Origin of the sequence: Limnohabitans sp. T6-5, from assembly GCF_003063315.1 — a bacterium.
Classification (GTDB): domain Bacteria; phylum Pseudomonadota; class Gammaproteobacteria; order Burkholderiales; family Burkholderiaceae_C; genus Limnohabitans_A.
The window spans coordinates 115,277-136,115 of record NZ_NERV01000001.1 but is presented as its reverse complement, the minus strand read 5'-3'; the positions used below and the strand labels follow the sequence as shown (position 1 = coordinate 136,115).

The window sequence follows — 20,839 nt, the reverse complement described above, 5'->3', positions numbered from 1 at the left end:
AAGTGAATGAACGGATTTCAGCTTAGGCAGTCGCTCTGTACGGATCTGTTCGTTATGACACTTAGGTAGGAAATATGGTAGCCAATTGTTTCTTTCGTGAAAGCCCATGAATTGGCTGCTCAACCCAGCAGTTGTGTGAAGTCTTGACAGCGTCATGCCACAGTCAATGAAGCTGAGTTTTGACTTGAGGCTGGCGTGGAGCAGCGCACAGACCGTGACGAAGTCAACACGTAAGCTGAGTTCGGACTTCAAGGAACTTTTGTTTGAACTATCGCCTCCATGCCTTGCGTGCGTTTTTGCTGCGTGCCCTCAATACCATTTCGTGGCAAGCGCCCGCACAAGCTTTGGCGCCTGTTGACGTGCCTCTGCGCGCCGAACTGTTCAACACCGAGCAGATGGAGCGTCATGGAAAAAATCTGGCGCAGACCCACACTTTGAGCGCTGTACCCCGACGTGATCAATTGCTTGTGCGTTTGGGCGATAACGAGGATGTGCTGCAATCAGCCTGTACTCTGTTGCTCGAGTCGGTGCGTCAGGGGCGCCGTATCACACCGGCTGGCGAATGGCTGCTGGATAACTTTTACCTGATCGAAGAGCAGATGCTCACCGCGCGAGCCCATTTTTCCAAGAGCTATGGCCGTGAGTTGCCTGTACTTGCGAACGGACCGTCCAAGGGGCTGGCACGTGTTTATGACATTGCGCTGGAAGTGATTGCACATGGCGATGGTCGCATTGATCCGGAAAACCTGACCCGCTTTGTCGCTGCTTATCAGAGTGTGTCGGAACTCACGCTCGGTGAACTGTGGGCCATACCCATCATGCTTCGTCTGGCGCTGATCGAAAACTTGCGCCGCATCAGTGCGCTTGTGGCAGAAAGCATGGTCGAGCGCAACCGCGCCACGGGCTGGGCCGAGCAGATACTGCACGTGGCCGAAAATGATCCCAAAAGTCTGATCCTTGTGATCTCGGATATGGCGCGTTCTAGCCCGACGCTGGTGAACACCTTTGTGGCCGAACTGGCGCGGCTGCTTCAGGGGCACAGCTCGGCTTTGGCGCTGCCGCTGACGTGGATTGCGCAGCGTCTTTCGGAGGTTGATCTGTCCATTGAGCAGATGGTGCAGTCGGAAACGCAAACTCAGGCCATCAACCAAATCTGCATCAGCAACAGCATTTCAAGTTTGCGAATGCTGAGCGTGACTGACTGGCGCGAGTTTGTCGAGTCCTTGAGTGGCGTGGAGCGAAAGTTGCGCGAAGACCCGCTGGGTGTGTACAGCCACATGGACTTCAATACGCGCGACCAGTACCGCCATGTGGTGGAAAAAACGGCCCGCCACAGCGGCATGACCGAATTCGATGTGGCGTGCACGGCGGTGCAATTGGCGCAAAACGCGCTCATCACTCAAGACACCGATTCACCTCTGACCCGGCCTGCTGCGATGGATCATGTGGGCTATTACCTGGTGGGTGACGGGCTGGCGATGCTGGAGCAGGCCGCGCAGGTACAGCATGGCCTGCTGGCTTCGATACAGCGCTGGGCTCAAACGGTAGCGGTACCGCTGTATCTCTGGATCATTGCTTTGTTGACCCTGCTTGCCAGCGCCTTGCTGCTGCAAGCCGGTTTGGGCCAGGGGCTTGAAACATGGCAGTGGGTACTGCTTGTGATGGCTGCTCTGCTGGCGTCCAGCCAACTTGCTGTGACTCTGGTGAACTGGGCCGCAGCCCAACTGGTCACGCCGAAAGTGCTGCCGCGTATGGACTTTTCCAGTGGCATCGCTCCTGAGGCGCGCACTTTGGTGGTGGTGCCTACCCTGCTCGATAGTCCGCAGGGTGTCCAAGCGTTGGTGGAGGCACTGGAAGTGCGCTATCTGGCCAACCAAGATCCACATCTGCACTTTGGCTTGCTGACAGACTGGGTCGATTCCCCCACCGAGCATGCAGAGGACGATGACGAACTGCTGTCGCTCGCCAGTGAGGGCATTGCTTCACTCAACCACAAATACCCGGGCAAAGCGCAAGACACGTTTTTTCTGTTCCACCGCGCACGCCTGTGGAACCCTCAAGAGCGAGTCTGGATGGGCTATGAGCGCAAGCGTGGCAAGCTGGGTGCGCTCAACGCGTTGCTGCGGGGCAAGTCTGATGCCGAGTTCTTGCGCGTCGTAGGCAATACAACGCCTTTGCGGCAGGTGCGTTATGTGATCACGTTGGATACCGACACCCAGTTGCAGCGCGACACTGCACGCAAGTTTGCCGCCACCATGGCGCATCCGCTGAACCGCCCGCACCTGGACGCCGGTAGTCGATGCGTCACTGCAGGTTATGGCATTTTGCAGCCGCGCATGGCTGTCAGCCTACAAAGCACCAACTGCTCGCGTTATGCCCGTCTGATGGGCAGCGAAGCGGGTGTAGACCCTTATACCCGAGCCGTCTCCGATGTTTACCAGGACTTGTTCCACCAAGGCTCATTTATCGGTAAGGGGATCTACGACGTCGATGCATTTGAGGGCGTATTGAATGCTCGATTCCCTGAAAACCGCATCCTCAGCCATGACCTGCTCGAAGGCTGTTATGTCCGTGCTGGACTGGTCAGCGATGTACAGCTTTATGACGATTACCCAGCGCGGTACGACAGCGATGTGAAACGCCGCAGTCGATGGATCCGTGGCGACTGGCAGATCGCTTCCTGGGTGTTGCCCCGAGTTCCGACGGCCAAGCTTGGTCAGCGCACGAAGAACCCATTGAGTTTGCTGTCTCAATGGAAAATCATGGACAACCTGCGGCGCAGCCTGGTGGCTGTGAGCATGGTGGGTTTGCTGCTGCTGGGCTGGACTCAGTTTGAAAGCACCTTGCCTTGGACATTGAGCGTGCTCAGCCTTTTGCTGTTACCACCCGCACTCAGCAGCTTTGTGACGCTGACACGCAAGCCGCGAGAACTGTCTTGGCGTCTGCATACCCGCAGGGTGCTCGATGGCGCATTCGAGCGGCTAGCCCAGGCTGCACTGACGCTGGTGCTGCTACCCCATGAGGCATGGTTCAGCCTGGATGCCATTGTCCGCACCCACGTGCGACTGGTGTTTACGCACCGACATTTGCTGGAGTGGCAAGCTTCACTGGGTGATGCCCCTCAGCAGTGGACGCGTTGCAAACCTGGTGGGCTTCGGGACCTGTTGGCCAGCGCCTGGCATCTGGCGGCCGCCCCCCTGTTGGCGGTGGTCACGGCGCTGGCATTGATGGTGTTTAATCCGGCCATGCTGGCACAGGCTGCTCCGGTGCTGATGCTGTGGCTGACAGCGCCGCTCCTGGCTTGGTGGATCAGCCGTCCTTTGGCTTCACGCCGAGAGCAACTTACTCTCGATCAGCGCATGTTCCTGCGTCGTCTGGCTCGACGTACCTGGGCTTTTTTTGAGGAGTTTGTGACGGCAGAAAATCACTGGTTGGCACCGGACAATTACCAGGAAAACCCGCTGGCCATATTGGACCGCCGCACCTCGCCCACCAATATGGGTTTGTCGCTGCTGGCCACTGTGTCGGCCTATGACTTCGGATATATCAGCGCCGGTGTTTTGTTAGAGCGCTGTGGCAACAGCCTTAAAAGCATGCAGCGTCTGGAGCGCCATGCGGGTCATTTTTTCAACTGGTATGACACACAGACACTGACGCCACTGCTGCCTCGTTATCTCTCGTCGGTGGACAGTGGCAATTTGGCGGGCCATTTGCTGACTTTGCGACCGGCGTTGTTGGCGATTGCCGACCAGCCCATCTTGCACCCACGCGCTTTCGATGGCCTGCTGGACGCCTTGGGGAATGTCAACCAGGTTTTGCCAAAAAATGCTGGTGCGCCACTGCGGCATGCCCTGGCGCATCTGACGCAAAGCCTGGAAGCCGCTTGCGCTGCGCAACCGAGCACACAGGGAGATGCCACCCAATGGCTGGTCGGTACCGAAGCCTTGTGTACGGCCATGTTGCTTTTGCTGGACGCCGATGTGGATGTGGCGGACGATGTTCCCCTGCGCCACTGGGCGCAAACCCTGCTGGCGCAATGTCGCGCACTGCAGGACGATATGAAATGGTTGCAAGTCTTGCCGTTGGGTGCGACCGCCGACAGAGCAGACACCATGCCGACCTTGCGCACTTTGGCCGCTGCTGGATGTCTACCTGCGCAATCACGCATGGCACAACTGAGCCAGCTGGCGCAAGAGGCCGCCGATATGGCCCGCGTCGACTACAGTTTTTTGTACGACACCACTCGCCATTTGATGGCAGTCGGCTACAACTTGGACGAGCATCGGCGGGACGTCGGCTTTTATGACCTGCTGGCCAGCGAGGCCAGGTTGTGCAGTTTTGTGGCCATTGCGCAAGGGGAGGTGCCGCAGGATAACTGGTTTGCATTGGGGCGACTACTGACCACGGCTGGCAACAGCACGGCATTGTTGTCATGGAGCGGCTCCATGTTCGAGTACCTTATGCCCAACCTGGTGATGCCCAGCTATGCCAACACCCTTTTGGAAAAGACGTGCGAGGCGGTGGTGCAAGCTCAAATCGCCTACGGTGAGCAGCACGGCGTGCCTTGGGGCATTTCGGAGTCCGGTTACAACACCGTGGACGCAGCGCTCAAATACCAGTATCGAGCCTTTGGTGTGCCCGGTTTGGGGCTCAAGCGTGGTCTGTCGGACGACTTGGTGATTGCCCCCTACGCCACAGCGCTGGCCCTGATGGTGCAGCCTGATGCGGCATGCCGAAATTTGCAACGTTTGGTGCAAGACGGCTTGCAAGGAGCCTTTGGCCTGTTTGAAGCCGTGGACTACACCCCAGCGCGCGTACCACGTGGCCAAAATGGTGCCGTGGTGCGCTCTTACATGGCGCACCACCAGGGCATGAGTATGCTGGCCTTTGCGCATGTGCTGCTGGACCAGCCCATGCAAAAACGCTTTGCCAGTGACCCTCAGTTCCAAGCCACCATGTTGCTGCTACAGGAACGCATTCCGAATGCCAACGTTTTTTATGCGCGCGCGCCCGAGCTGCCCGATATTCGCCGAAGCACCATTGGCCAGACCAGCCCGTTGCGCGTGTTGCGTAACCCCGACGCGTTGCCCGAAGTGCATCTGCTCTCTAACGGCCGTTACCACGTCATGGTGAGCCAGACGGGTGCTGGTTACAGCCGCTGGAGGGATTTGGAAATCACCCGCTGGCGTGAGGATGCAACGCGTGATAACTGGGGTACTTTTTGCTATTTGCGCGATGTGGACAGTGGCGAATTTTGGTCGACGACACATCAGCCAACGCTGCAACACACCGACAGCTATGAGGCCATCTTCACAGAGGGCCGAGCTGAATTCCGCCGCCGTGACCATGGGTTTGAGATTCATACCGACATGGTGGTTTCGCCCGAAGATGATATTGAGTTGCGGCGCACTCGCATTACCAACCGCGCGCGCACTCGCCGCACCATTGAGGTCACCAGTTATGCCGAGGTGGTGCTAGCGCCCAGCGCAGGCGACAACCTGCATCAGGCCTTCAGCAATCTGTTTGTGCAAACCGAGATCGAGCGCGAACGGCAGGCCATTCTTTGCCATCGCAGACCCCGTTCAGAGTCTGAATCAATCGTCTGGTTGTTTCACCTGATGGCAGTGCATGGGGCCGAAGCACAAACCATCTCCTACGAAACCGATCGAATGGCTTTTGTCGGTCGCATGAACACGCTGGATGCGCCCCTGGCGCTGCGTGCGGCGGGTCTGCTGGGTGATTCGGAAGGTCCTGTGTTGGACCCCATCGTGGCCATTCGTCAGCGCATCACGCTGCAGCCCCAGCAAACCGTGACGGTCGACATGTTGACTGGCGTGGCCGAGGTGCGCAGCCAAGCGCTGAACTTGATCGACAAATACCGCGACATCCATCTGGCCGACCGGGTCGTTGACTTGGCCACCACGCATGCCTGGGTCAATTTGCAGCAGATCAATGCGTCTGAGGCGGATGCGCAAGTCTTTGCGCGTTTGGCCAGTTCGGTGATTTACTTGAACTCCGCACAACGCGCTCAGGCTGCCGTGCTGGGGCACAACAAACGCAGCCAATCTGGCCTGTGGGGGTATGGTGTTTCGGGCGATTTGCCCATCGTTTTGCTGCAAATCAGCAGCGTGGACAACATTGAGTTGGTGCGCCAGATGGTGCAGGCCATTGCCTATTGGCGCCTCAAAGGGATGGAGGTGGACCTGGTGATTTGGAACGAAGACCATGCTGGTTATCGTCAGGTTCTGCAAGAGCAGATATTGGGACTGATTGCTGTCGGCATCGAAGCGAGTCGGACCGTCCGACCCGGTGGCATCTTTGTCCGATCTGCCGAACATATGCCAGCCGAAGACCGTATCTTGTTCCAGACTGTGGCGCGTGTCATCATCACTGACACGCAGGGCTCACTGAAGAGCCAAGCCAGTCGCCACATGTCACGCAAGGCGCGCACGATGCCCCTGCAGTTGTCGCCCACACAGGGCCCAACGTTCGCAGAGGCCTTGCCAGTTGCAGCCAGCGTCAGTGACATTGCGGAATTGCAGTTCTTCAATGGCATGGGTGGGTTTTCAGCCGATGGGCGCGAATACGTCATTCGCACGACAGTGCTCAACGGTGTGGCCCAGCAGCGCACGCCGCTGCCATGGGTCAATGTGATTGCAAATGCCAATTTCGGCACTGTCATTTCTGAAAGTGGAAGCGCCTATACCTGGAGCGAAAACGCGCACGAGTTTCGCTACACGCCATGGAGTAACGACCCCGTGAGCGACCCCTCGGGCGAGGCCATCTATTTGCGTGATGACGCATCTGGTGTTTTCTGGTCGCCTACCGCTTTGCCCTGTGGGGGCGATGGTTTGCATGTCACACGTCACGGCTTTGGCTACAGCGTGTTTGAGCACACCCAGGATGGCATTGAGACCGAGCTCACAGTGTTTGTGGATGTGCAGGCGTCCATCAAGTTTTCGCAACTGCGGGTGCGCAACCGCTCAGGCCGTAACCGCAAGCTCTCTGCCACCGGTTATGTGGAATGGGTGCTGGGTGATTTTCAGTCCAAATCGGCCATGCATGTGAGCACTGAAATCGACCCGCACAGCGGCGCGATTCTGGCACGCAATCCCTATAACCCCGTATTTGGCGACCGCATGGCGTTTTGGGATGCCGACGGTGGTACACGAGCCCCCGGTGTCACGGTGAGTGGTGATCGGCGCGAATTTCTGGGACGCAACGGCTCGTTGCGTCATCCGGCTGCCATGCACCGCGTGGCCTTGTCCAACCGGGTGGGGCCGGGACTGGACCCTTGTGCGGCGGTACAAGTGCCATTCGAGTTGGTCAACGGCCAGGAGCGGGTGATCATTTTCCGTCTCGGTGCGGCTGGTCGACGTGGTTTGGACGATGCAAGCGCGATTGTGCAGAGCTTGCGCGAGCCGCATGCCCTGCAGGCCTCGCTGCAGGCGGTGCATGCTTACTGGCAGCAGACACTGGGTGCGGTGCAGGTGCAGACACCCGATCCCGCCCTCAATGTGTTGGCCAATGGTTGGCTGTTGTACCAGACCCTGGCATGTCGGTTGTGGGCGCGCACCGGGTTTTACCAATCGGGCGGCGCTTTTGGTTTTCGCGACCAGTTGCAAGACGCCATGGCATTGGTGCATGCCGCGCCCGATTTGCTGCGTGAACATTTACTGCGTTGTGCTGCACACCAGTTCAGCGAGGGAGATGTTCAGCACTGGTGGCATCCGCCGCAAGGGCGGGGCGTGCGCACACAATGCTCGGATGATTACCTCTGGCTGGCCCAGGCCACTTGCCGTTATGTGCTGACCACGGGCGATACGACGGTGCTGCTTGAGACGGCGCCCTTTTTGCAGGGACGTGCGCTGAACACGGAAGAGGATTCTTACTACGACTTGCCCCTCGTCTCTGAGGAGCGCGCCACTCTTTACGAGCACTGTGTGCGTGCCATTCGCCATGGCTTGCGCAAGGGGGTACACGGCTTGCCTTTGATGGGCTCGGGTGACTGGAACGATGGCATGAACCTCGTCGGTATCAAGGGGAAAGGAGAGAGCATTTGGTTGGCCTTTTTTCTGTTTGACACGCTTGAGCGCTTCAGTCCATTGGCCCGAGATTTTGGCGATACGGCCTTTGCCGATCAGTGTTTGGCCGAGGCTGAGCAATTGCGCCAGGCGATTGAGCAACATGGCTGGGATGGGGCATGGTACAGGCGCGCCTATTTTGATGACGGCACGCCGCTGGGCTCGGCCAGCAACGAGGAATGCCAGATTGACTCGTTGACCCAGAGTTGGGCCGTGCTGTCTGGGGGGGGCAATGCGACGCGCAACCACAGTGCGCTCGACGCGCTGGATCAACAACTGGTGCGACGCGATCTGGGTTTGATCCAGTTGTTGACGCCGCCGTTTGATCACTCATCGCTCAACCCGGGTTACATCCAGGGCTATCTGCCGGGGGTGCGGGAAAATGGCGGCCAATACACCCATGCGGCCATTTGGGCTGCCATGGCTTTTGCAGAAATGGGTGATCAGCATCGGGCATGGGCATGCTTTGACATCATCAATCCCTTGCATCATGGCAGCACCCCACAGCAGGTGGCGCGCTATCAGGTGGAGCCCTATGTGGTGGCTGCGGATGTCTATGCCGTGGCGCCCCACGAAGGTCGTGGCGGCTGGACCTGGTACACCGGTTCGGCGAGTTGGATGTATCGATTGATCCTGGAGTCTTTGCTCGGGCTTCAGCTGCAAGATAAGGCGCTGCATTTTTCCCCGCGCATGCCACTCGCGTGGGGTGGTTTTGCGGTGCAGTACCGCTATGGCCGCACCGTGTATGCGATTGATGTGCAAAAAATTGCGGGAACTTCGGAGACGCGACTTTATCTCGATGGCGTATTGCAAGCAACGCCGGTGTTGTCGTTGCATGACGACAGCGGTGCCCACAGTGTCATAGTGCACATGCCTGATTGAGTCCTGCTCTCTTGGTCATCGGGGCGCATGCAAGGGCCACTCGTCGTTGCTCGTTATGGCGCTTCGTCGAATTGAAACAGAATCCTTGCTCGCCAGTTCGTGAAGGCCGTGGCTCGTCAGGTACTCAATTCGAGGGGCAACAACGGTCTCACAGAAGTTCCCATCGTTCTGGCACCCGCGACGACGACAAAAAGAGTGACCAAAGGGCTTCGAATCAACTGTCCTAAAGCACTACATACAGAGGTACACAGGGGAGGGGGGCGCGAACAGCCGGTCAAAGCTGGGCAACAAAGGCACAAGAACAGCAGATGAACTTCGTTGATCAGCAATCATGAAAGGGCTTCGCTCAAGCGAAGCCCTTTTTTTGAGCAACTGCGACATAGACGCTTTGAAGCATCCACGTAGACGTTGTTATTTTTTGATTTTCATTTCATTCGAAACGCGGTACACACCCTCAACAGCGCTGGCAATGCTCACGGCTTTGTCCATTTGCTCCTGGCTGCTGACAAAGCCGCTGAGCTGCACCTCATCATTGCGTGTGACCACTGCAATGTCTCGACTCTGGATGCTGGAGTCGCTCATCAACGCGGCTTTGACCTTGCCGGTGATGATGCTGTCATCCACCTGTTTGCCCACGGTGGTTGCCGCTCCTTTGATGGCCACATTGTTCTGGATGCTTTTCACACCCTCGACCGCGCGTGTCATGCGCATGGCTTCATCCAATTGCGACTGGTTTTCCACAAAGCCACTGAGCAAAACTTCGCCCTTGCGTGTTTCGACTTTGACGTCGTTGCTTTTGAGTTGCAGGTCGGTCATCAGGGCCGCCTTAACCCGGGTGGTGATCAGGGCATCGTCAATTTCATTGCCCAAGCTGGTGTTTGCTTCAGGCGATGAAGTGCTGTCTGCGGACTTACCGCAGGCAGCCAGTGACACGGCCAGGATGCCGGTCACTGCGCTTGCCATGACCAGATTGGTCATGCGGTGCGTGAGGATTTTCATGTCAAGGACGGATGGCAATTTGGTTGTGTACGTTGGTCACACCCTTGACACCGCGCGCGATGCTCTCGGCCGTAGCCCGTTCGGTAGAGTTTTTGGCAAAGCCAGACAACATCACCGTGCCCTTGAGTGTTTCCACACTGATGGCTGCTGCATCAACCAACTTGTTTTCAATAAATCGGGCTTTCACTTGGGTGGTGATGGCACTGTCATCCACATAGGCTCCCACCGATTCCTGGCCGCGCTGCACGGCGCAACCGGTGGCGGTTATGGTGAGGATGGCGGCGGTAACGATGGCAAGTGTGGTGCGAAGTTTCATGGCGGTTTCCCAATTAAAAAAACGATGACAAAGTACAAAGCGATGGTGATGAAAGTCACCATCAATAGCGCTCATCCCAAGGACTTAGCGCTTGCTTCAGTATTGAGGTTTGGTGCAAAAGTATCTGTGCACCACCACACAGATTGCCCTGGCCTGTGTATCTATTGACACGGTAAGTTCTTCCCCGCTTCTGCGAGGTTTATGCTGGAGCGATTGGGTCACCATGCTGCGAGCAGGGCATGACGTATTCAATACGGGCCAAGTCGTGAAAGCACGTATCCGCTCAGACAGTCGTTCAATGGATTAAGACTGAGTTCGATATCCAACAGACGCCCGACGTCCGATTGTTTAGTATCAATTCATTAACCCATCCATTCAAGGAGCAAGAGCATGCTAGGTACCATTCTTCTTATCGTTCTGATCCTCATGCTCATCGGCACAATTCCAACCTGGCCTCACAGCAGCGGCTGGGGTTATGGACCCAGTGGCGGACTGGGCCTGATCATCATCATCGTGCTGATTTTGTTGCTGACAGGTCGTCTCTAATTAAAAACAGCATGTCGATTCACAGGACCCCTTGACGCTAAAAATTTCCGCAAGCTTGCATCAGCGTCTTGCGCAGCCAGCTCAGGCAAGGGTCTTTCTCGAAACGCATGCTCCAGTGCAATGAGACAGTGAAGTCTTGCAGGGGCAGGTCGGGTTCCAGCATTTCCAGCTCGCCTGCTGCCGCAAAGCCCATTGCAAAGTTGCGGGGCATCAGCACGGCCAGATCGCTGCGGCGCACAATTTCGGGCAGCGACAGGAAGTGACTCACCGTCAAGCGCAGGCGGTGTTGCCAGTGCATGCGTTCCAAAATTTTCAGGGTATCGGCGTGGGTTCGCACGGCTGCGAATTCCAGCTCGGACAAGTGTTCCAGCGATGCGCCTTGTTGAGCCCATTGCCGGGCGACAGGATGGCCTTTACGCAGCAGCACCACATACCGGTCGTGGAGCAAAGCCTGTTGTTGGGTGTCGCTGACTTCGGGCAAAAAACCGATGGCCAGATCCAGCAAGCCACTGTCGAGGGCCGCACTGATTTTGTCGTGGGGCATGGAAAGAGCTTCCAGGCGCATGCCGGGGGCCTTGTGCTGCAAGGTGAGGATCAAGTCGGGCAAAAAGCGGGCTTCCCCGATGTCGCTCAAGTGGATGCGCACGCGGCGCTGGGAGCGTAAAGGGTCAAACACTTCAGAGGCATTGAGCGCTTCTTCGAGCGTGGCCAGGGCGCTTTGCACGGCCTTGGCCAAACGGTCAGCCCGAGGGGTGGGGCGCACGCCCGATCCGCTGCGCTCAAACAGCGCATCGCCCATGGCCAGGCGCAAGCGGGCCAGGCCTTGGCTGGCGGTCGGCTGTGACAGCCCGAGTTGCTTGGCCGCCAAACTGACGCTGCGTGTGCGCCACACTGCGTCAAACAGGCGCAACAGGTTCAAATCCAGGTCGTTGATATTCATTTAATGCATTTTTGATATGTCATTTATTTTATGGGTGAATAGTTAAGATGGCGCTCGGCAGGGCGTGTGCCAGGCCAACACTGCAAGGAGCGTGTCTTGGAAGTTTCATTTCACGAAGAAATCAAAGCCCTGCGCATGGGCGAAGGCGAGGTCTTTCACGGCGAGGGCATTTTGGCCATCACCAAAGGCTTGTTGCAGTCGGGCGTGTCTTATGTAGGCGGCTATCAGGGCGCGCCGGTCTCGCACTTGCTCGATGTGATGGTGCAGGCCAAACCCTATATGGACGAGTTGGGCGTTCACGTCGAGGCCTGCTCGAATGAAGCCTCGGCTGCCGCCATGCTGGGCGCATCGATCCATTACCCGATCCGTGGCGCGGTGACCTGGAAGTCGATTGTCGGCACCAACGTCGCCGCTGACGCGCTGTCCAATTTGGCTTCACCGGGCGTCACAGGGGGCGTGCTGATTGTGGTGGGCGAGGACTATGGCGAAGGCGCCAGCGTGATTCAGGAGCGCACCCATGCTTATGCGCTCAAATCGGCCATGTGCCTGCTGGACCCGCGTCCTGAACTGGGCCAGATGGTCAACATGGTGGAACAGGGTTTTCAGCTCAGCGAAGCCAGCAACATGCCGGTCATCATGGAACTGCGCATCCGGGCTTGTCATGTGCGCGGCAGTTTTGAGGCACGCGACAACCAGGCCCCCCGCATTTCCAAGCGGCATTTGCTGGAAAACCCCGCAGGCTTTGACTACATGCGCCTGGCCCACCCGCCGGTGACCTTTGTGCACGAAAAGCGCAAGATCGAAGAGCGCATTCCGGCGGCCCGGCGCTTCATTGCCGAACACCAGCTCAATGAACACTTTGAAGGCCGTGCCCACCCCGACCTCGGCTTGATTGTTCAAGGCGGCCTCTACAACACGCTGATTCGGGCCTTGCAGCAGTTTGACTTGGCCGATGCCTTTGGTGCCTGTGGCTTGTCGATCCTGGTCCTGAACGTGACCTACCCCCTGGTGCCGGACGAACTCACCCGCTTTTGTGGGGGCAAGACCGCCGTGCTGCTGCTCGAAGAGGGCCAGCCCGAATACATCGAGCAAGAACTGGCCTTGACCTTGCGCCGTCAAGACCTGCAGACCCCTTTGCATGGCAAAGACATGCTGCCCTCGGGTGGGGAATACACCGCCGAAGTCATGGCCCAAGGCTTGCTCAAATTTTTGCAAAAACGCCGACCCGAACTGATCCCGGCCAACACACCCCAGTGGCTGCAAGAGAACGTGGCGCGCCGCCAGCAAGTGCAAAAAGAGCTGGGCACCGGCTTGCCCACGCGCCCGCCCGGCATGTGCATCGGTTGCCCGGAGCGCCCGGTGTTTTCGGCCCTCAAACTGGCCCAGCAAGAGGTGGGGCCTCTGCACATCACGGGCGACATCGGCTGCCATGCGCTGGCCACTTTCGAGCCGTTTTCTGTGGGGCATTCCATCCTGGGTTATGGCATGAGCCTGGCCAGTCGCGCAGGTGTGTCGCCGCTCATGAAGCGGCGCGTGCTGTCCGTCATGGGTGATGGCGGCTTTTGGCACAACGGCCTGTTGACCGGTGTGCAAAGCGCGCTGTTCAACGGCGACGATGCGGTGCTCTTGATTTTCAAGAACGGCTACACCTCGGCCACCGGCACGCAAGACATCATCAACACCCCGACCGAAAACGCCAAAGAGGCTGCAGGCGACAAACGCCAGAGCCTGGTGCACACCAACCAGACCATTGAGTCGACCCTCAAAGGCCTGGGTGTGCAGTGGCTGCGCACCGTGCACACCTATGAAGTGAGCCAGATGCAAGCCACGCTGACAGAGGCTTTCACCACCGGGTTTCAGGGCCTCAAAGTCATCGTGGCTGAAGGTGAATGTCAGCTTGAGAGGCAGCGCCGCATCAAGCCCTGGTTGGCGTCCTTGCTGTCTCAAGGCGAGCGGGTCGAACGCGTCAAGTACGGCGTGGACGAAGATGTGTGCAATGGCGACCATGCCTGCATCCGCTTGTCGGGCTGCCCAACGCTCACGCTCAAGGACAACCCCGACCCCCTCAAGGTGGACCCGGTGGCCACGGTGATTGACGGCTGTGTGGGCTGCGGCCTGTGTGGTGAAAACGCCCACGCGGCCACCTTGTGCCCCTCTTTTTATCGGGCCGAAGTGGTGCAAAACCCCAAATGGCAAGAGCGCTTGTGGCACAGCCTGCAAAGCAGCGTGGTGCGCCTGTTGCAACCGGCCTGATCGCTTCAATTCCAGACCCGAGACAAAACATGACACAAGCGATTTCCATTTTGCTGTGCGCCCTGGGCGGCGAGGGCGGGGGCGTGCTGGCCGACTGGCTGGTTGACGTTGCACGCCACGCCGACTACCCGGCTCAGGCCACCTCCATTCCGGGGGTGGCGCAGCGCACGGGCGCCACCACTTACTACATCGAGGTGTTTCCCCAAAAACGCAGCAGCTTGGGCGGCAAACAACCCGTGCTGGGTCTGAACCCCTTGCCGGGCCGACTCGATGCCCTGGTGTCTTCTGAGTTGCTGGAAACCGCCCGACAAATCAGCCATGGATTGACCTCGGCAGCCCATACCCAGGTGATCACATCTTCGGCCCGTATCCTGACCACGCTTGAAAAAATGAGCATGGGCGATGGCCGCAAGGACGAGGCCAGCTTGCGTGCTCTGGTGGCGCAACACAGCCAACACCACCACATTCTGGACATGGCCCGCATCACTCAGGAGGCCGGGACCGTGGTCAGTGCCGTCATGCTCGGCTGCATTGCCGCCAGTGGTTTGCTGCCTTTTGACAGGGCAGATTACGAAACGGTCATGGGCCACCAGGGCAAGTCGGCCCAGGCCAGTTTGCGCGGCTTTGCCATGGCTTATGAGGCCATACAGGCGCAGCGTCAGCAGCATGAATTTATCGAGGCGGTGATGGCCCCGACCAGCCCAGATCAGGCGTGCGTTGTGCCTGATGCCGTGGTGCAGGATTTTCCCGAGGCTTTGCACCGCATGGTCTCACTGGGCCATGCCCGTGTTCTGGAATACCAGGGCGCCGCGTATGCGCGCCTGTATCTGACGCGTTTGCAGCAGGTCTTTGGAGCGGAACAATCGGCCCCAGGGTCAGCAAGCGTCGACAAGGCTTGGCCGGTGACCGAAGAAAGCGCACGCTGGCTGGCCCTTTGGATGGCTTTTGATGACGTGGTGCGTGTGGCAGACCTCAAAAGCCGCAGCACACGCCTGCAAAGGGTGCGCGGCGAGGTCAAGGCCCGGGAACTTGATCTGCTGAAAATCTATGACCACTTCAAACCCGGTGTGCCCGAACTCGCCGGTTTGTTGCCAAAGGCCCTGGCCGAGCGATTGATTCGCTGGGATCGCGCACGCACGGCCAAAGGCCTGACGCCTTGGGCCATGCCCCTGAAAATCGGCACCCATTCGATCACCGGCATGCTGGCGCTGCGTTTCATGGCCAGCCTCAAAGCCTTGCGCCCCTTGGGCAGCCGCTACCAGGCCGAGCAGCAGAGCATCATGCAATGGGTGACCACTGTGCAGCACTGCACCCAACGAGACCATTTGCTGGGCCTGGAAGTGGCGCGTTGCGGACAGCTGATCAAAGGCTATGGCAGCACCAACGAACGTGGCAAAGACAATTTGATGCACATCATCACGCATGTGACCGCACCGCGTGATGACCAGACCCCCGCGCAGCAAGCACAAAGCGTGTCCCGCATTCGTCAAGCGGCCTTGCAAGACGAGGCCGGCAAAACTTTGGACCTGGCGCTGGTGCAAAACGGCGCGCCCGCCAGGCCCGTGCTGGCACAACCCATTCGATGGATGAAAAACCCGCGAACACCCGCCTGAAAAACATGCGCCATGTCAGGAACAACCCCACTACAGCGGCTGCTGGAAAGGGTCTACGATGAATCAGGAACGGCGCAACTTTTTGACAACAACCCCCGGAGACAAACCATGAACTTTCAAAGCACTTCTTTCAAGCTCGGCCTGAGCGTCAGCTTGCTGGCCATGAGCCTGGGCACAGCCGCGCAAGCGCAAGACAAAAACGTGATGCTCAAGCTCTCCAGCTGGGTGCCCGCGCAGCATGCGCTCAACCCCGCCTTGCAAGCCTGGGGCGAGAGCCTGAAGAAGGCCTCTGGCGGCACACTCAGCGCCACCCTTTTTCCGTCTGAGCAGCTGGGCAAAGCCTTTGACCATTACGACATGGCCCGCGACGGCATTGCAGATTTTTCGTATGTGAACCCCGGCTACCAGCCAGGACGTTTCCCTGTTTTTGCAGCCACTTCGCTGCCCTTCATGATCAACAACGCCAAAGCCGGTTCGGCCGCGGTGGACGCCTGGTACCGCAACTACGCGGCCAAGGAAATGAAAGAAGTGCATTACTGCTTTGCTTTCGTGCACGATCCAGGCGCCATCCACTCACGCAAGAAAATCGTCTTGCCCACCGACATCAAGGGCATGAAGGTTCGTCCCGCCACAGCCACTGTGGGCCAGGTCATCACCATGTTGGGCGGCACCAACGTGCAGGCTTCGGCACCCGAGTCGCGCGACATGCTTGAGCGTGGCGTGGCCGATGCGATCACCTTCCCATGGGGATCTTTGACCTTGTTTGGCATCGACAAAGTGGTCAAGTACCACATGGATGTGCCGTTCTATGTGACCCCGTTTGTCTGGGTCATGAACAAGGACAAATACACCGCCTTGTCGGCCACACAGAAAGCCGCTGTGGACAGCCATTGCACCAGCGAATGGGCTGAAAAAGTCGGCAGCGCCTGGGCAGACTTTGAAATCGCAGGCCACACCAAACTGGCGGCCGACACCAATCGCGAGGTCTACAAGCTCACACCTGACCAGATCAAGGCCTGGAAAGACGCTGTGGCACCGGCTGAAAGGCAATGGGCTGAAGACGTGAAAAAGCGTGGCGAAGACCCAGCAGCCGTGATGAACGCGCTGCGCCAGTCGCTGGCCAAGTACAAATCAGCGATGTAAGGACGCGGCATGCAGACCACGACCGCGGTCAAGAAGAATGTCTTCGACCGCATCATCGATTCCATCGAGTGGATGGCCGCCATGTTCGTCGGACTGGTGGCGGCCAACATCTTCATTTCGGTGTTGTTGCGCAAATTTTTCAGCACCTCGATTCCGGACGCCTACGACTTCGGTCGTTTGATGCTGGGCATCCTGATCTTTTGGGGCATTGCAGCCACCAGCTACCGGGGCAGCCACATCACTGTGGACCTGATCTGGAGCTTGTCGAATGCACGCCTCAAACGCTTCATCGATGTCTTTGCGACTTTGGTGCTGCTGTTTGTTGTCACCGTTCAAACCATCATGCTGTTTGACAAGGTGCGCGGCACCTACAACGACAACGTGCTCACCTACGACCTGAACCTGCCCACCTGGCCCTTTTTTGCCGTCGCGTGGATGGGGGACGTGTGCGCCGTGTTGTTGATTGCCATACGAACCTGGCGCTTGATCTTCCAGCCTGACTCGCTGGAAGAACACCCTGAACTTAAAGACGTGGAGTAAGGCATGGATCTGAGTCCTGATGCCGTAGCCATCATTGGCTTTCTGGTGCTGTTTGGCCTGATGCTGCTGCGTGTGCCTGTGGGCATGGCGATGGGTCTGGTGGGGGTGAGCGGTTATGCCTACATCGCGGGGCCTGGCCCCGCGCTCAAGCTGATTGGGCAGTCGTCCATGCGCACGGTAACCGACTACACCTTCGGGGTGATTCCCATGTTCATGCTGATGGGCGCTTTTGTGTCTGTCTCGGGCGTGAGCAAGGAGTTGTTTCGCGCAGCCAATGCCTTCATCGGCCACATGCGCGGCGGCCTGGGTGTGGCCACGGTGCTCGCTTGCGGTGGCTTTGCGGCCATTTGCGGCTCGTCAGTGGCTACGGCGGCCACCTTCTCGTCGGTGGCTTACCCCGAGATGCGCCGCTTTGGTTATCCACAGTCGTTCTCGACCGGCGTGATTGCCGCGGGTGGCACCTTGGGTGCCATGCTCCCGCCATCGACCGTGCTGGCCGTTTATGCGATCTTGACGCAACAAGACATTGGCAAGCTCTTTATGGCAGGTATTGTTCCAGGCCTGCTGGCGATGCTGCTGTACGTGATCACCATCATGATCATCGTGCGCGTCAAACCAGACTTGTTGCCACGCGGCGAACAAAAGTCCTGGGGTGAACGCTTCAATGGTCTCAAGGATGTCTGGGCGCCTCTGGTGCTCTTCATGTTCGTGATCGGTGGCTTGTACGGCGGTTTCTTCACACCCACCGAGGCCGGTGGTGTGGGGGCCAGCGGGGCCTTCTTGCTGGGGGTTTTACGTGGAAAACTCGACCGTGCGGGCATCCGCGAAGCCTTGCTGTCGGCCACCCGCACATCGGCAGCGGTGTTCACGGTTCTGATTGGCGCCTTGCTGTTTGGTTACTTTTTGACCATCACGCAAGTTCCACAAAAGCTGACCGAAATGCTGACCGGCCTGGGTGTGGGGCGCTACGGCGTGCTGGCGCTCATCATGGTGATGTATCTGGTGCTCGGCTGCCTGATGGACGCCATGGCCATGATCATCTTGACGGTGCCCATCATCTTCCCGGTGATCGTGCAGCTGGGCTTTGACCCGATCTGGTTTGGCGTCATCATCGTGATGACGGTCGAGTTGGGGCTGATTCACCCGCCGGTGGGGATGAACGTGTTCGTCATCAAGAGCGTGGTCAAGGACGTGAGTTTCACGACCATCTTCAAAGGGGTGATTCCCTTTGTTGTGACTGACCTGTTCCGTCTGGTGATCCTGATCAGCTTCCCCGCCATTGCGTTGTGGCTGCCGTCCAAGATGGGGTGATCGAACACACGCCGCCACTCTGCGAGTACCGACCTACGGGATGAGGCGTTCATGTCCGACCTACGGGGTACAGGTTCCTTGCATGTCGGTGGTCGAAGACCCCGGCATTGCTCGTTTTCGAGTTGATCCTCGATGCGAGCGGCCATTGAGCTTGATCGTGCCAACGTCGGACTCTGCGAGTGCCGACCTACGAGGGGCCGAGTTCTTGCAGGTCGGTGGTCGAAGACCCCGGCATTGCTCGTTTTCGAGTTGATCCTGATGCGAGCGGCCATTGAGCTTGATCGTGCCAACGTCGGACTCTGCGAGTGCCGACCTACGAGGGGCCGAGTTCTTGCATGTCGGCGGTCGAAGACCCCGGCATTGCTCGTTTTCGAGTTGATCCTCGATGCGAGCGGCCATTGAGTTTGATTGCGCCATCGTCGGACTCTGCGAGTGCCGACCTACGAGGGGCTGAGTTCTTGTAGGTCGGTGGTCGAAGACTCCGACAAAGGCCCGCAGAGCAGTGAATTCTGTGGGAGTGGCCGGGGGGCAGTCCACCCCACCTTAAAACAGGTAGCTCAACGCACCCATGAGGCGCCAGTTGTTGGGCGTTGACTCGATGTTGTATTTCGTCCAGCCCGAGTAGCCGCCCAGGCCTTTGGCCAAAGTCAGGCTGTACGAAACCTTCTGAAAATTCCCGCTCAATTGCGCACCCAGCGCTTGCAAGGTGTAGCTTTTGAGGGGCTCTGTGCCTACCGCCGGATTCTTCAGCTTGACAAGGCCCGCATCGTAGAACCCGCCAACCACCATGCCGTTGCGCAGGCGCTGGTTCAGCTCCAAAGAGGCCACCGCGCCGTCGTCGCCCGTGCCGTCCACCGAGGTGTACGCGCGCACGCCACCGATACCCCCCAAGGACATCTGGTTGTAAGAATCCAGGCGTGCCGAAGAAAGCTGCCCCTTGAATTTGAACAACGAGAACAGGCTGCCTTCCGGGTTCCAGGATTTTTGATCCTTCAAGTTCAACTCGATCTTGGCATAAGGCCCGGTCTGCATCTGCAGCTGGTTGAACAGGTAGTTGTAGTCCCCCACGGTGTAAATGAACTCCGCCCGGCTGGCATCACGCGTGAGCTTTTCGTTGTCAGCGGTGATGCGCAAGCGAAATTGGTTGTCATGCACGCGCGAAGTCTGCTGACCCGTGCTCTCCAGAATGCTGTGGCCATGGCGGACTGCGATTTCCACATGTTGCTTGAACACAAAATCGCGGAAACCACTGTGGATGCGTGTGATGCCCGCACCCACCTCGCCGCTGTAGCCCAGACTGGTCGCTTGCCCGCCCAGAATGTTGCGACTGTTCGAGCCCGCCCCCCAGACACGCCAATGGGATTGGGATTCTTCCAGTGCCGAATCGTATTCGGCACGTCCGTATTGGATGCCTTGTGACTTTTGAGCCACCAGGCTCAAGAAGGCCTTGGGCTCATGACCTCCCACCACCAAAGAGCCCATGACCTGGGGCACACCATACTGTTTGAGGCCGTAGCTGTTGAGCTGCACCACTGAATCCAGCACCTTGCCAAGACGGGTGGGGGCTTCTGTGATGCTCACCACCAAATCAATCAATTCAGGGCCGACAGCGCGGATGGTGGCATCCAGCTCAATGGGCAAGTCGTAGCTGGCCGAATCGAGCCGCTGGTCCAGACCCAGGGTGTCCACAGGCATGTTGGCTTTGAAGTCCTGCTCAAAACGCTGGGTGATCAAGGCACCATAGCGTTGGAGCAAGGCCGCATTGTTGGCCATCACGCGAACGGCATTGATTTTGGGGCGGAAGATCTTGACCACCAAGGTGCTGCCAGCGTCGGTCTTTTTGACTTCGGTCTGCGCGTAAGACAAAAAACCCAAGCGGCGAGACTCGTCAAACAGCCAGCCATTGAAGTTTTGCATTTCTTCAGAAGACACCCGCTTGCCCAAAGACTTGGCCCAGTACTTCTGAATTTCGTCTTGCAGGACCGGGCTTTGAATTTCGAGGCCCGACAAACGATCAATTGACTCTGCCGTGTCCAGGCCGAGCACATCGATATTGGCCAAGGGCTTGGCCTTGGCTTTAGGCAATTGCTGAATGGACTGCTCAATGCTTTGCTGCACGTTGCCCATTGGCGGCGGCGGGGTTTGTGCCCAGGCCGTGCACAAGGCCACTTGAAGTGCGGTGAGCAGGGTGATGTGTTTGAACATGTTTTGA

The 20,839-nt window shown here is 58.2% G+C and carries 11 protein-coding genes; 7 read left to right on the top strand and 4 right to left on the bottom strand.

Translation table 11 applies throughout. The features are described from left to right. Positions 1 to 263: 263 nt before the first annotated feature. Positions 264 to 8,966, top strand: a complete 8,703-nt coding sequence (locus B9Z51_RS00420) for a GH36-type glycosyl hydrolase domain-containing protein (protein WP_233254767.1) — start codon at positions 264 to 266, stop codon at positions 8,964 to 8,966. A 411-nt stretch (positions 8,967 to 9,377) separates the two neighbouring features. Here the strand turns inward: B9Z51_RS00420 and B9Z51_RS18750 are convergent, their stop codons facing one another. Continuing rightward, a complete protein-coding gene (locus tag B9Z51_RS18750; RefSeq protein ID WP_108370879.1) occupies positions 9,378 to 9,965 on the bottom strand; it encodes a BON domain-containing protein in 588 nt (195 codons plus the stop codon). Between the two features lies 1 nt (position 9,966). Beyond that, positions 9,967 to 10,281 carry a BON domain-containing protein gene (locus B9Z51_RS00410; RefSeq protein ID WP_108370877.1) on the bottom strand — a complete coding sequence of 105 codons (315 nt, stop codon included), beginning with the start codon at positions 10,279 to 10,281 and terminating at the stop codon, positions 9,967 to 9,969. A gap of 390 nt (positions 10,282 to 10,671) precedes the next feature. On the opposite strand from B9Z51_RS00410, the gene B9Z51_RS00405 reads away from it, so the two are divergent. After that, on the top strand, positions 10,672 to 10,827 hold the full coding sequence (locus tag B9Z51_RS00405; RefSeq protein WP_108370875.1) for a DUF3309 family protein: 156 nt from the start codon (positions 10,672 to 10,674) through the stop codon (positions 10,825 to 10,827). A gap of 37 nt (positions 10,828 to 10,864) precedes the next feature. On the opposite strand, the gene B9Z51_RS00400 is transcribed toward B9Z51_RS00405, so the two are convergent. After that, positions 10,865 to 11,767: a LysR family transcriptional regulator gene (locus B9Z51_RS00400; protein ID WP_108370873.1), complete on the bottom strand. Its 903-nt coding sequence runs from the start codon at positions 11,765 to 11,767 to the stop codon at positions 10,865 to 10,867. A gap of 96 nt (positions 11,768 to 11,863) precedes the next feature. Here B9Z51_RS00400 and B9Z51_RS00395 point away from each other — a divergent pair, with 96 nt between their 5' ends. From B9Z51_RS00395 to B9Z51_RS00375, 5 genes are all read left to right on the top strand, one after another. After that, positions 11,864 to 14,020: an indolepyruvate ferredoxin oxidoreductase subunit alpha gene (locus tag B9Z51_RS00395; protein WP_108372566.1), complete on the top strand. Its 2,157-nt coding sequence runs from the start codon at positions 11,864 to 11,866 to the stop codon at positions 14,018 to 14,020. Positions 14,021 to 14,049: 29 nt separating this feature from the next. Beyond that, positions 14,050 to 15,633, top strand: coding sequence for an indolepyruvate oxidoreductase subunit beta family protein (locus tag B9Z51_RS00390; protein WP_108370871.1), 1,584 nt, complete (start codon positions 14,050 to 14,052; stop codon positions 15,631 to 15,633). Positions 15,634 to 15,741: 108 nt separating this feature from the next. Next, positions 15,742 to 16,776: a TRAP transporter substrate-binding protein gene (locus B9Z51_RS00385; RefSeq protein WP_108370869.1), complete on the top strand. Its 1,035-nt coding sequence runs from the start codon at positions 15,742 to 15,744 to the stop codon at positions 16,774 to 16,776. A gap of 9 nt (positions 16,777 to 16,785) precedes the next feature. Continuing rightward, positions 16,786 to 17,316, top strand: coding sequence for a TRAP transporter small permease (locus B9Z51_RS00380; protein ID WP_108370867.1), 531 nt, complete (start codon positions 16,786 to 16,788; stop codon positions 17,314 to 17,316). Between the two features lie 3 nt (positions 17,317 to 17,319). Continuing rightward, positions 17,320 to 18,627, top strand: a complete 1,308-nt coding sequence (locus B9Z51_RS00375) for a TRAP transporter large permease (RefSeq protein WP_233254766.1) — start codon at positions 17,320 to 17,322, stop codon at positions 18,625 to 18,627. A gap of 543 nt (positions 18,628 to 19,170) precedes the next feature. Here B9Z51_RS00375 and B9Z51_RS00370 read toward each other — a convergent pair. Then, the gene (locus B9Z51_RS00370) at positions 19,171 to 20,832 is read right to left on the bottom strand and encodes a hypothetical protein (RefSeq protein ID WP_146187654.1); all 1,662 of its coding nucleotides are present in this window, start codon (positions 20,830 to 20,832) and stop codon (positions 19,171 to 19,173) included. Positions 20,833 to 20,839 lie beyond the last annotated feature (7 nt).